12 protein-coding genes are annotated in these 11834 nt (G+C 59.3%); 4 read left to right on the top strand and 8 right to left on the bottom strand.

Features of this window, described 5'->3' with window-relative positions:
- Positions 1-20: 20 nt before the first annotated feature.
- From GOB82_RS10280 to GOB82_RS10270, 3 genes are read left to right on the top strand one after another with little or no spacing between them, the layout of a single operon-like run.
- Entirely contained in the window at positions 21-764 is a 744-nt protein-coding gene (locus GOB82_RS10280; protein WP_166122748.1) for a (Fe-S)-binding protein, read from the top strand.
- The gene (locus GOB82_RS10275; RefSeq protein ID WP_166122746.1) at positions 761-2170 is read left to right on the top strand and encodes a lactate utilization protein B; all 1410 of its coding nucleotides are present in this window, start codon (positions 761-763) and stop codon (positions 2168-2170) included. The genes GOB82_RS10280 and GOB82_RS10275 overlap by 4 nt, the downstream gene beginning before the upstream one ends.
- Positions 2170-2757 carry a LutC/YkgG family protein gene (locus GOB82_RS10270; protein ID WP_166122744.1) on the top strand — a complete coding sequence of 196 codons (588 nt, stop codon included), beginning with the start codon at positions 2170-2172 and terminating at the stop codon, positions 2755-2757. The genes GOB82_RS10275 and GOB82_RS10270 overlap by 1 nt, the downstream gene beginning before the upstream one ends.
- A gap of 97 nt (positions 2758-2854) precedes the next feature.
- On the opposite strand, the gene murA is transcribed toward GOB82_RS10270, so the two are convergent.
- From murA to GOB82_RS10250, 4 genes are all read right to left on the bottom strand, one after another.
- Positions 2855-4117: a UDP-N-acetylglucosamine 1-carboxyvinyltransferase gene (gene murA, locus GOB82_RS10265; protein WP_166122742.1), complete on the bottom strand. Its 1263-nt coding sequence runs from the start codon at positions 4115-4117 to the stop codon at positions 2855-2857.
- Between the two features lie 4 nt (positions 4118-4121).
- Positions 4122-4676, bottom strand: coding sequence for a dCTP deaminase (dcd, locus tag GOB82_RS10260; RefSeq protein WP_166122740.1), 555 nt, complete (start codon positions 4674-4676; stop codon positions 4122-4124).
- A complete protein-coding gene (locus GOB82_RS10255; RefSeq protein WP_166122728.1) occupies positions 4667-4948 on the bottom strand; it encodes a hypothetical protein in 282 nt (93 codons plus the stop codon). The genes dcd and GOB82_RS10255 overlap by 10 nt, the downstream gene beginning before the upstream one ends.
- A gap of 158 nt (positions 4949-5106) precedes the next feature.
- Complete coding sequence (locus GOB82_RS10250; RefSeq protein WP_166122738.1) at positions 5107-6831, bottom strand: carbohydrate porin; 1725 nt, start codon at positions 6829-6831, stop codon at positions 5107-5109.
- Here GOB82_RS10250 and GOB82_RS10245 point away from each other — a divergent pair.
- Positions 6821-7051 carry a hypothetical protein gene (locus GOB82_RS10245; RefSeq protein WP_166122736.1) on the top strand — a complete coding sequence of 77 codons (231 nt, stop codon included), beginning with the start codon at positions 6821-6823 and terminating at the stop codon, positions 7049-7051. The genes GOB82_RS10250 and GOB82_RS10245 overlap by 11 nt on opposite strands.
- A 288-nt stretch (positions 7052-7339) precedes the next feature.
- On the opposite strand, the gene hpnK is transcribed toward GOB82_RS10245, so the two are convergent.
- From hpnK to GOB82_RS10225, 4 genes are all read right to left on the bottom strand, one after another.
- Positions 7340-8191 carry a hopanoid biosynthesis-associated protein HpnK gene (gene hpnK, locus GOB82_RS10240; RefSeq protein WP_166122734.1) on the bottom strand — a complete coding sequence of 284 codons (852 nt, stop codon included), beginning with the start codon at positions 8189-8191 and terminating at the stop codon, positions 7340-7342.
- 58 nt (positions 8192-8249) lie between these two features.
- A complete protein-coding gene (gene hpnJ / locus GOB82_RS10235) occupies positions 8250-9674 on the bottom strand; it encodes a hopanoid biosynthesis associated radical SAM protein HpnJ (RefSeq protein ID WP_166122732.1) in 1425 nt (474 codons plus the stop codon).
- Positions 9675-9766: 92 nt separating this feature from the next.
- Complete coding sequence (hpnI, locus tag GOB82_RS10230) at positions 9767-10936, bottom strand: bacteriohopanetetrol glucosamine biosynthesis glycosyltransferase HpnI (RefSeq protein ID WP_166122730.1); 1170 nt, start codon at positions 10934-10936, stop codon at positions 9767-9769.
- A gap of 73 nt (positions 10937-11009) precedes the next feature.
- Positions 11010-11663, bottom strand: a complete 654-nt coding sequence (locus GOB82_RS10225; RefSeq protein ID WP_166122821.1) for an ABC transporter substrate-binding protein — start codon at positions 11661-11663, stop codon at positions 11010-11012.
- Positions 11664-11834: the final 171 nt, after the last annotated feature.

The raw sequence follows: 11834 nt of genomic DNA, 5'->3' as shown, positions 1-11834 counted from the left end.
CTTTTATATCGGAGGTTTGCATGAAAATAGGTCTTTTTATACCGTGCTATATTGATGCGTTTTATCCAAACGCAGGGATTGCCACGCTGGAACTGCTGGAAAAGCTGGGGCAGGATGTGGAATACCCGCTGGATCAAACCTGCTGTGGCCAGCCCATGGCCAATTCCGGCTGCAATTCCGATGCAGCGGCAGCCGAGGCGCTTTTTGTTCGCAACTTTGCGAAATATGATGCCATTGTCATGCCTTCCGGAAGCTGCACGCACCATGTGCGGGATAATTTTGATGCAATCCCGCAGACGCCAGAAGTCCTGCATGTTCGTAAAAACACCTTTGAACTGGTGGAATTTCTGCACGATATTCTGAAGGTTGAAGAATTCCCCTGGGCGGAGTTCCCGCACAAGGTTGGTTTGCATAACAGTTGCGGCACCCTGCGCTCGCTGCGCTCGGCCAGCATGTCGGAACTGGGGGAACCCTTCTTTTCAAAACCGATGGACCTGCTCTCCAAGGTCAAGGGTATTTCCTTCGCAACACCGCAGCGCCCTGATGAATGTTGCGGGTTTGGCGGCACGTTTTCCGTAACGGAAGAAGCTGTTTCTTCCCGCATGGGTCTGGACAAGGTGCGTGACCATCATCAGGCCGGAGCGGAATATATTGTCTCGGCTGATACGTCCTGCATGATGCATCAGCAGGGCTGTGCCGAGCGCGCAGGTGTGCCGATCCGGTTTATTCATATTGCTGAAATCCTGAATGGGGCGCAGTCATGAAGGTCAAACCCGTCAATCATGCCAAGGCGGCGGAAAAGTTTCTGGAAGATGCCCCGCATCTGAAGTTTCATGATGAGCGGCTGTGGGACATGCGCCAGAAGCGTGACCAGCAGATGCACCTGCTGCCCGAATGGCAGGACCTGCGCACGCGTGCTTCGGAAATCAAGGAACATACTCTGGCCAATCTGCCCGAATATCTTGAGCAGTTTGAAGCCAATGCCAAAAAGAACGGCATTCATGTTCACTGGGCGGCAGATGCGGCGGAGCACAACCGCATCGTTAGCGAGATTCTGGAGAAACATGGCGCAAAATCCCTGATCAAAAGCAAGTCCATGGTCACGGAAGAATGCGACATGCGCGCCTATCTGGAGCCGCGCGGCGTAACCGTGACGGAAACGGACCTTGGTGAGCGGATCCAGCAGCTTGATGACCAGCTTCCCAGCCATATCGTGGTTCCGGCGGTGCATAAGCTGGTGCCGGACGTGGCACGGATTTTCGCGAAGAATTATAATACAGACCCTAATGACGACAGCCCGCAATCCCTTGCGGAAGCGCAGCGCATGGCGGCCCGTCCGGTTATTCTGACGGCTGATGCCGGCATGACCGGGGGGAACTTCCTGGTGGCGGAAACTGGCACGTTCGTGGTGTGCACCAATGAAGGGAATGCGGACCTGAGTGCTACCGTGCCCGGCCTGCATATCGCCACACTGGGCATTGAGCGTCTCGTGCCGCGCATGGCGGATCTGGGGGTGTTTGTGCGTCTGCTCTCCCGCAGTGCGCTGGGCTCTCCCATCACACAGTACACCACGCATTTCCGTGGCCCGCAGAAGGGTGGAGAAATGCATATCGTGCTGGTGGATAACGGGCGGTCCGCCCGCCTGGGCATGGAAGAGTTCTGGACGTCTCTCAAATGTATCCGGTGCGGGGCGTGTATGAACACATGCCCGGTTTACCGGCGGTCTGGTGGTCTGTCCTACGGGGCGGTGTATTCCGGGCCGATTGGTGCGATTATTGACCCGACCTTTAATGAGCGGAAATACAGCACCCTGCCGTTTGCCTCCACCATGAATGGAAGCTGCACCAATGTCTGCCCGGTGAAAATCAATATTCACGAGCAGCTTTATAAATGGCGGCGGGTGCTGGCAGAGCATCACGAACTGCCGTTTGTCAAACGTGAGATCATGCATATGGCGGGCAAGCTGATGGGGCAGCCCACCCTGTATCGCACGGCCATTAATGGCACGGAGGTCGCGCTGAGCACGCTGCCGCGCTTTATCCTGTATAACTGGCTGAACCCGTGGGGCAAGCACAGGGAACTGCCGCAGCCGGTCAAACAGACCTTTCATAGCTGGTACAAGAAAAACCGCCTGAAAGATGGCAAGGCCTCAAAAGAAGGGGAAGCATAATGGGGTCCCGCGAGACAATTCTGGCAACACTCCGGGCCAACCGCCCGGATCCTGCGGCCCATCCACTGCCCCCCGTTGCCATGCTGGGAGATATGGATGCAGGCAAGGCGCGTTTTGAAGCGGCCCTGCATCTTCTGGGCGGGCAGATTTTGCTCCCTGACGAAGAAGGCACTCTGGCGTCCGCCATTGCAAAGCGCTTTCCCGATGCGAATGTCATCTGCTCGGCAGTGCCGGATTTTGAAGGGACCATTCGTCTGGAAGATGTGGCCTCTCCCCAGCAGGCTGCCGCAACGGATGTGCTGGTTGTGCGCAGCCCGTTCGGGATTGCGGAAATGGGCTCCATTTTCCTGAGTGAGGCTCAGCTCAACAGCCTGAATTCCGCAGCCCATCTGACGCAGCATATTGTTGTGATCTTGTCCGAGCAGAATCTGACGGCCAACATGCACACTGCCTATGCCGAGCGCCCGGAGTTCCACACCGCGCATTATGGTGTGCTGATGAGCGGCCCTTCCGCGACAGCGGATATTCAGGGTGTGCTGATCCGCGGGGCGCAGGGGGTGCGGTCTCTGTCGGTCTGGTGGGAATAAAATCCGCCTGATTCACGAGACCTGACTTACAAAAAAAGCCGGATCAGGAGAAATCCCGATCCGGCTTTTTTATTGTCTGCGCAAAAACGGCAGGACGTCAGTCCTTCACGCGTTCAATCTTGGCGCCACAGGCGGCCAGCTTGCGTTCAACAGCCTCATACCCACGGTCAAGATGATAGACGCGGCTGAGGATGGTTTCCCCGTGCGCGGCAAGACCCGCCAGAATGAGGGAGAAAGAGGCTCGCAGGTCTGTGGCCATAACCGGTGCGCCAGACAGGCTGTGCACGCCACGGATAATGGCGGAAGAGCCATGCACGTTAATGCGCGCGCCCATGCGGTTCAGTTCGGGCACATGCATGAAGCGGTTTTCAAAAATGGTCTCCGTGATCATGGACGCCCCTTCGGCCACGGAGAGCATGGCCATGAACTGCGCCTGCATATCGGTGGGGAAGCCGGGATAGGGTTCCGTCATGATATCAATGCCGCGCAGGGCGCCCGTGCGACGCACGCGCATGGTGTCCCCTTCCTGCGTGACTTCCACACCGCATTCTTCAAATGCACGCACCACGGCGCTCAGGTGGTCCATCTGGCCGCCAACCAGCCGCAGGTCACCCCCGGTAATGGCCGCGGCGCAGGCATAGGTGCCGCATTCGATGCGGTCCGGCATAATGCGGTGTTCCGCCCCGTGCAGGGCTTCTACACCATCAATAATGATATGCCCGCTGCCTGCTCCGGTAATGCGTGCGCCCATGGCGTTCAGGCAGTCTGCCAGATCCACCATTTCCGGCTCACGCGCCGCATTGACAATTTCCGTGCGGCCACGGGCAAGGGTTGCGGCCATCATCAGGTTTTCCGTAGCACCCACGGAGGCGAATGGCAGCACGATACGGTCACCCGTCAGGCCATTGGGGGCACGGGCGTTGATATAGCCGTTTTCCAGCGTGATTTTTGCACCGAGCGTTTCCAGCCCTTTCAGGTGCAGGTCCACCGGGCGGGTGCCAATGGCGCACCCGCCGGGCAGGGAAACCCGGGCTTCCCGGCAGCGGGCCAGCAGCGGGCCGAGAACCAGAATGGAGGCCCGCATTTTGGACACGATGTCATACGGGGCTTCGGTGCTGGTGATTTCACCGCCCACGGAGAGCTTGGTTTTGTCTCCCCCCACGGTTTCCACCGTAAGGCCGTGCTGGACCAGCAGGGCGCGCATGGTGCCGATATCGGCAATATGCGGCACATTGGTCAGGACCAGTCGTTCGGAGGTCAGCAGGCCCGCAACCAGCAGTTTCAGGCCCGCGTTCTTCGCGCCGCCAATGGTGATTTCGCCGTGCAGGGGGCGTCCGCCCCGGATAATGAAACGATCCATGGGCTTACATCCGGGGCGTGGCAACGCCACGCTGGCCCATATATTTACCGGCCCGGTCCGCATAGCTGGTCTCACACGGGGTTTCCCCCTTGAAGAACAGGAACTGGCAGATGCCTTCGTTCGCGTAAATCCGCGCGGGCAGCGGTGTCGTGTTGCTGATCTCGATGGTCACCTGGCCTTCCCATTCGGGTTCCAGGGGTGTCACGTTCACAATAATACCGCAGCGTGCATAGGTGGATTTGCCAAGGCAGACCACCAGAACATCCCGCGGGATGCGGAAATATTCAATGGTATGGGCCAGCACGAAGCTGTTTGGCGGAATAATGCACTCATCCGCCTTGCGGGAGACAAAGCCATCGGGGCTGAAATTCTTGGGGTCCACAATGGCGTTGTTCACGTCCGTGAAAATACGGAAGTCATCCGCCACGCGGGCGTCATAGCCATAGGAGGACAGACCGAAGGAAATCACGTTCTCACGCTTCTGGGATTCCACAAACGGTTCAATCATGCCGTGATCCTGCGCCATACGGCGGATCCATGTATCGGGCATCACTGGCATGGTGCTGTATCTCCATTATCCGGCTTCTGGGAAGCGGATGAGGTCTGTCGGGCCATACGTTCATCTGGCCCGGAAGGTGGGGAAGAGGCATCCGGCTGACTGATGGCGGCCTGTGCTTCCATCTCTTCCCGGCTGCGAGCCTGCTCTTTGCGCTTGCGCAGGTTGGCCCGCAGGGCGGCGGCCTGACGGGCTGCGCGCGCTGCCTGTGCTGTCTCCGCCTGAGGAGAAAGCCGGGTGCCGGACGGGGGGGAGGAAGAAGGCGTGTCAGTCATGCCAGGATCACGGAAATGAACGTTCGTCCTGCTGAGTAGCAGAGCGATGCTGCCATGCCTAGGGTCCGTGCCTGTGCATCAGCCGCTGAAGGCGGCGTTCTGGCCGGATGCGGGCAGGGCGCGCCCGCATCCGGCCTTTGGTTTTTATCGGAAACCGATCAGAGATTGGCGATCAGCTTCAGCCCCGCCATGGTGGCATTGGGGATCCGGTGAGTCTCGCCGGGGTGGATCATGTACTGGAATTCCGGCTGGATCAGGATTCCGGGGAACGCATCAATGGCATAATAGGCTTCAATGATGTGAGAGTTTCTCTGTACACCATGAATGCTGGGGCCAAGCGGCAGGCCTGCATCTTCCGCAAGCTGCTGGCTGAGCCGGCGTCTGTTGCTGACATGATACCAGGAATACAGCACCCCGAAGCGGTCCGTCACGCGGGTCGGGATAACCCCGACCATGGAAAAGCCGCCATAGGCCTCGTCTGAAATATTCGCGACGCGAGGCGTTGTGTGCACGTAACCCGCCATCAGATAGCCACCGGCCATCATGTTACGCCCACCCAGACGATACATCATCTGGTCGGCTTCCACCCACATCATGTCTGCCGGAGCAGAGCGCGTGCCCGGCAGGGTGTTCGCCAGTTTCTTGGGATACACGGAGCCGATTTTATCGGCATAGCGGGTTGTATCGTGCGAATAGCCGATCACGTAGTGGCCGGGCAGATGGTTGCGGGTCAGGAAGGGCTGCCACGTGAATTCAATCGGCAGGGCAAGGCCGGTGGCGTCTTCAGCGCCCCATGCCCAGCCGCTGGGGTTGTCTGTCAGTGCGCTGACAGAATAAGCCCCGACCTGCACAGCCGTATCACGCGTCGGGCGGAAGCGGAGCCGCCCGCCCCATGTGGCTTTCGGGTACACGCTCATGGCTGCATTCTGCTTCAGGCCCACGGGGGCCGAGCAGGTGACCATGAAGGAGCACAGCAGCGGAGAGGTGGCGAACACGTGCGTGAGGGACATACGGCCGAAGGTCAGATCCAGCCGGTTGTTCATCATTTTCTTTTCGGCATAGAAATCGACCAGATGCGCGGCCACGTTGCCGGACAGGCTGTAGACTTCCTGCAGGGCGACGTAATATTCCCCCACACGCCCGTTCTGCAAAGCTTTCCCGGCGCGTTCCATCACCAGCGTATGCACGGACCAGCCTTTCAGGCCTGCCATTTTCTGGAGGTCGAAAATCCCCTGTAATGTCACCTCATGCACATAGCTCATGCCCTTTTTCAGGCCACCGCTGATCAGCCCCATGGCTTCCCCTTTATAGGAAAGGGAGAAAACGAAGCCACGCTGGCGCAACCACTCCCGCATGGGGGTGATTGCCTGAACCAGATGCCCGGACCCAGCAGTGGGGACGTAGTACGGGTCATTCAGATCAGAGTCACGCAGGGCATCCAGCCCGGGGGGCAGCAGGGCGGAGGGGCCTTCCGTGGGGAGCAGGGCGTCCAACTCAACCTGATGCGCGGATTTCTTGGTTTCCGAGGGCGTCATCGGGCTGAAGTCCATGGTCGCGAAGCCGGCTGACGGCAGTCTCGGCACACCGCTGGCAGGAATCGGCGTGTTGGAAGGGCGTTTGATGGCAGTCGGGTCAGGCCCGATCGCTTCTGCATCCATCGGCTTTGCCGCTGTGGCCGGTTTGGCCCGTGCTGTGCTGGCCGGACTGACGGTGGCGCCTGAGACCGATGCAGCAGGCGTTTGTGCCGAAAGCGGGGCGGCAAAGGCCGTATGCGCGGTGCCAGCCTGCACGGCCAGAACGCCAAGCAGGGTTGACGTAAAGCAAAGCCGGGTGCGCAGAGAGGCACAATGCGGCAGGGAACGGCGTGGTTTTGTGAAGGTCATATCCGCGTTCAATCTTTATTATTTTTATGAGGGATATGGGCTGGTCAGTGCTGGCTGGAAAACCGGCATGGCCCAGCTTTTCGGGGGCGCCTGCCGCCAGACGGAGGTCTGTCTGGCTTCAGAAACTGGCCGTGACTACACGCCCGACGAGTGTCCGTACAAAGGCGGGATAGCCTTGCCGGAGGGGGCGGTATTCAGGAAACCTGCAAAACCCGGCTGATACGCTTGGAAGCAAGCGAAGGAGCCGCTTAATCCGTTCTTCCCGAGAGGCAGCCTGAGAAGCTGTCTGGCAAAACGAATGCGGGAAGAGGCATTCTGACATGATGAGGAGACCGTTTCTTGATTGTTATTTAAGTGGTCAGTCAAGATTACAATCAGAAAGCCGGGGGGCGGTCAACGCGATCTGCGGGTGATGACAGGCTCGTGAGCACCCCTGAAATACAAATTACGGAACATGTGGTAAAAATATCATATTATAACAAGAGTTAGTTATAACAAGACCGCTCTTTCAGGCTGGCAGGATGTCCTGCCAGCCACACGGTGTGGCGTGCGCATGCGCCAGACCCGCGCGGAAGCCGCTGGAACACAGGGCCTCAAATTCAGCCTCATGCTCATAGGTGGGCATGAGTTTCTGCAGCAGGGCATTTTTGTGGGTGGCGGGATGGAAATAGATTTCCGAAACCCCTGCGGGCAGATGGGCAGCCAGTGCGGCAACCCGGTCCGGTGTCATGTGGCCGCTCCAGGCCAGACCGAAGCACCAGTCATTGGTTGCCATGCCTGCTGAACGGGCCTGATGGCGGAGCAGGCGGGTCCAGCGGCGCAGGGCGGCATCGCCCAGTGTGTCGGTATAGGTTCCAGCGGCGTAGAGCGGTTCCGGCGGTTCGAGCGGCACACGGATGGCCCGCAGCCCATAGCGGCGGCCAATATCAATCATCAGCCGGCCCACTGTGGGGTGCAGATGCATGTGCTTGTGCGCGTTGGCATGGTCCAGCCGCAGACCGGTGCGGGCAAAAGCCTCAAACTGTGCGGTGATTTCCGCCGCCAGTTCCCGACGGCCTTCGGGGCGGAAGAAGTAGTCCACACCCAGCCCGAGCTGGGAGGAGGAAAACCAGCCATCAGCCCCGGTCACCAGGGGTAATTGTTGGTGGGGGAGGACAGAAGCCCCTTCAATCGTCACAAGATGCAGGCCAACCCCCAGTGTGGGCAGGCGCTTTGCACGTGCGATGGCATCCTCTGCCGCCGGGCCAGCCACCATCAGGCTTGCTGTGGACAGCAGGCCATCACGGTGAGCAATTTCAATGGCTTCATTGACTTCGACCGAGAGGCCGAAATCATCGGCGGAAATGATGACGCGTTTCATGGGCTGAAAAGATCTGCCCCCGCCCGGCAGAAGCCGGGCGGGGGCAGGATCCGTGTGCTCAGGCTGCGTTGCGGTCGCGCAGGAAGTGGAAGAATTCCACCCCTTCGCGCAGGCGGCGCTTCATCATCTGCGGAGAGCGGACCATCTCACCCACGATGGAGGCAATCTTCGGGGCGCGGAAATAGAACTTCTTGTAGAATTCTTCCACGCTGTTGAAGATTTCGGTGTGGGACAGGTGCGGGTAGTGCAGCGGGGCCATCTGCACGCCGTTTTCGTCAATCAGCTCCGCATTGCTTTCATCCAGCCATCCGTTTTCGGTTGCCTGCTTGTGCAGGGCTGTGCCGGGGTAGGGGGCTGCCAGAGAGACCTGAAGGGTGTGCGGGTTGATTTCCTTGGCGAAGTTGATGGTTTCCTGAATGGTTTCCTTGGTTTCGCCCGGCAGGCCCAGAATGAAGGTGCCGTGAATCTTGATGCCGAGTTCATGGCAGTTCTTTGTGAACTCGCGCGCCACGTCAACCAGCATGCCCTTCTTGATGTTGTGCAGGATCTGCTGGTTGCCACTTTCGTAGCCAACAAGAAGCAGGCGCAGGCCGTTGTCACGCAGAACCTTCAGCGTTTCGCGCGGCACATTGGCCTTGGCGTTGCAGGACCAGGTGACTCCCAGCTTGCCGAGTTCACGCGCAATGGCTTCCGCGCGGGGCAGGTCATCCGTGAAGGTATCATCATCAAAGAAGAATTCCTTCACCTGCGGGAAATACTGCTGCGCCAGCCGGATTTCCGCCGCCACATGCTGCGGGCTGCGGGTGCGGTAGCGGTGGCCGCCAACCGTCTGCGGCCAGAGGCAGAAGGTGCAGCGGGATTTGCAGCCACGGCCCGTGTAGATGGAGATATACGGGTGCATCAGATAGCCGATGAAGTAATCTTCAATCCGCAGGTCACGCTTGTACACTTCAGTCACGAAGGGCAGGCTGTCCATGTCCTCGATCATCGCGCGGTCACGGTTGGCAACAAGCACGCCATCCTTGTTGCGCCATGTGATGCCGTCCACATCCTTGAAATCGCGGCCTTCGGCAATTTCCTTGATGGTGAAGTCAAACTCGTTGCGCGCCACGAAATCAATCGGGGCGCCCTTGAGCAGGCTTTCTTCCGGCTGCACGGCAACCTTTGCGCCAACCATGCCGATCTTGATGTTCGGATTGGCATCCTTGAGCATCTGGGCCACCTGCACATCCTTGGCGAAGGACGGGGTGGAGGTGTGAAGGATAACCAGATCGCGGTTCTTCACGTCTTCCAGAATGGGGTCCATGCCCATGCGGGCCGGAGGTGCGTCAATCAGGCGGCTGCCTTCCACCATGGCGGCGGGCTGGGCCAGCCATGTGGGGTACCAGAACGATTTGATTTCACGTTTCGCCTGATAGCGCGAACCAGCCCCGCCATCGAAGCCATCAAAGGAAGGAGGCTGAAGAAAGAGGGTTCTCATCATTTGGTCTGTGTCCTGACAGGGCGTGGTGATCTGAATCAATCAGAGAATATGGGAAGGGACTTACTCTTGCGGAAGGGGCGAGACAAGTCGTCTCAGCGTTCTGGTGATAACTGGCCGCTTGCGGGAGGCCCGACCGGGTGGCGCGCCACATGCATGGTCTGCCCCCGCCAGTCCACCCGTGTGCCGCTGGCGCTCCCCACCATAATGGCGGCAGAAAGCCAGTCCCGCGCGGGCAGGAGCAGTAGCGGCCAGAGGGCGCGCGCGCCAACGGCGCGATTGATAATGAGTGCCGTGACGGCTCGGGCCGCCCATATGCAGCCAAACAGCACGAGCGGCCAGAGGGCATGAGGCTGGAGTAGAATCGCGAGAGTTGCCCAGAAGAGCGGGAGCTGAATGGAGGAAGCCGCATAGCCAGCCGGAGCCAGCGTGCAGACCGTCCGCCCCCAGCGTAACTCGTGGGACAGCAGTTCGGAAAAGCTGTCTTCCGCGATGGTTGTCCAGGTCATGCAGTCGGCAATGGTAATATCTTTGCCCTGCGCCCGGACCAGACGCCCCAGAAGGGCATCATCCGCCACATGTGGCAGCAGGGCTTCAAGTCCGCCCACGGCCGCCAGCATATCGCGCCGCAGCGCCATGGTGGCGCCCAGACAGTCCTGCCGCCCCAGATAGCGGGAGAGAATGACACCGGGCAGGAAGTTCTGGTTGATCTGGCAGGCGGCCAGCATCTGCACAATGGAGGGGCGGGCGGGCAGACCGGCATAGAGTGTCGTGACCAGACCGGTATTCGGTTTGTGCAGGGCGCTGACAACATGCAGCAGATAGTCCGGGCTGACATGAATGTCAGAATCGGAAATGATCAGCAGATCATGCCGTGCATGCGGCAGGATGTTGATCAGATTGCTGATCTTGCGGTTCAGCCCGTGTACGGTCGGGTCAACAACCAGTTTCATATCCAGATGCGGGTGGCGCGCCTGAAGGCGACGCACACTCTGGATGGCCGGGTCATCATGGTCCCGCACCCCGAACAGAATCTGGATTTCGGGGTAATCCTGCGTGCAGAAGCTTTCCAGCGCTTCTTCCAGCAGGGGTTCATCCCCATACAGGGGTTTGAGAATCGTGACGGGGGGCAGGGGGGTGAGTGTGACGGGCCGACGCTCGGTCCGCCGGAAGCGGGCAAGCAGAGAGGCCCCGGCAGCGGACTGAATACAGCCAGCAACCGCCAGGACACCGCTGGCCAGCGCTGCGGAAGAGAAGGCGGACATTACAAACCAGCCGTTATTCGGCCCATAACCGGGCAGTTTGTACGTCCGCTACGCATCACATTCGTTATCCTGCTCAGTCGTTGGAAAAAGTTTTAACTTTACGGTCGAGGACGGTGATCAAGCCTGACACGCCGCCAGAAGCAAGTGTTGAACTGAAATCAGAACGCTGGGCGGCAGCCTGGCTGATGCGGGATTCTCCCAGAAGCACATCCACAATTTTCCAGCCGGATGCATCATTGTGCATGATGTAGCTCAGCGGTGTGCCGGGCATGCTGTCCTCGGCCCCGATATAGGTATTCACAATTTTGTTACCGCCTACGGGAGAATTTTCAAGGCCCGGTTTGACAGTGAATCGGGCGTCAGACCCCGGTTTGAAGCTGGAGACATAGCGCGCAACGGTAAAATTGCGGAAGGCTGCCAGCAGCTTCGTCTTGTCGTCCGGCGTGAGGGACTGGTAGCGCAGGCCGATGGAGGCGTGCAGCACGGCATCCAGATCATAAGCCTGATCAACAGCCGCGCCGACAATCTGGCTGCGTTCTGCAAAGCTGCTGTGTGCGTGCTGGACCTTATCAAGGGCCGCATACAGCGCCTGAACGGGAGCGCTGACAGCGCTGGCCGGGGCGCCCTGCGCCAGTGCAGCGGGAGCAAGCGGGGTGATGCCCGCGGCGGGAAGCAGTGTCATGCCCAGACCGAGCACAAGCCCTGCGCGAAGAGAAATACTTTTCATGCTCATGATTTTGTTCCCGTAGCACGGTTTGACAAGTTTATTGCAAGCATGTCTCCGATGCCCAGCGCGCTGAGAGCGGTTTTGACGATGTGGGGGGCGGTGAGTTCTGCCTGCTCGTACTGGGCTTCCTGGGTGTTATGATCGATGAAGATATCGGGCAGGGTCATGGGG

Source organism: Acetobacter farinalis (assembly GCF_011516935.1).
Taxonomy (GTDB): domain Bacteria; phylum Pseudomonadota; class Alphaproteobacteria; order Acetobacterales; family Acetobacteraceae; genus Acetobacter; species Acetobacter farinalis.
The sequence above is the reverse complement of the archived record's forward strand: the minus strand, read 5'-3'. Positions and strand labels throughout refer to the sequence as shown.

Excerpts from the sequence above, each read along its gene's own strand:
- GOB82_RS10280 (WP_166122748.1), top strand. The coding sequence starts at position 21 with ATGAAAATAGGTCTTTTTATACCGTGCTATATTGATGCGTTTTATCCA.
- GOB82_RS10275 (WP_166122746.1), top strand. The coding sequence starts at position 761 with ATGAAGGTCAAACCCGTCAATCATGCCAAGGCGGCGGAAAAGTTTCTG.
- GOB82_RS10270 (WP_166122744.1), top strand. The coding sequence starts at position 2,170 with ATGGGGTCCCGCGAGACAATTCTGGCAACACTCCGGGCCAACCGCCCG.
- murA (WP_166122742.1), bottom strand. The coding sequence starts at position 4,117 with ATGGATCGTTTCATTATCCGGGGCGGACGCCCCCTGCACGGCGAAATC.
- dcd (WP_166122740.1), bottom strand. The coding sequence starts at position 4,676 with ATGCCAGTGATGCCCGATACATGGATCCGCCGTATGGCGCAGGATCAC.
- GOB82_RS10255 (WP_166122728.1), bottom strand. The coding sequence starts at position 4,948 with ATGACTGACACGCCTTCTTCCTCCCCCCCGTCCGGCACCCGGCTTTCT.
- GOB82_RS10250 (WP_166122738.1), bottom strand. The coding sequence starts at position 6,831 with ATGACCTTCACAAAACCACGCCGTTCCCTGCCGCATTGTGCCTCTCTG.
- hpnK (WP_166122734.1), bottom strand. The coding sequence starts at position 8,191 with ATGAAACGCGTCATCATTTCCGCCGATGATTTCGGCCTCTCGGTCGAA.
- hpnJ (WP_166122732.1), bottom strand. The coding sequence starts at position 9,674 with ATGATGAGAACCCTCTTTCTTCAGCCTCCTTCCTTTGATGGCTTCGAT.
- hpnI (WP_166122730.1), bottom strand. The coding sequence starts at position 10,936 with ATGTCCGCCTTCTCTTCCGCAGCGCTGGCCAGCGGTGTCCTGGCGGTT.
- GOB82_RS10225 (WP_166122821.1), bottom strand. The coding sequence starts at position 11,663 with ATGAAAAGTATTTCTCTTCGCGCAGGGCTTGTGCTCGGTCTGGGCATG.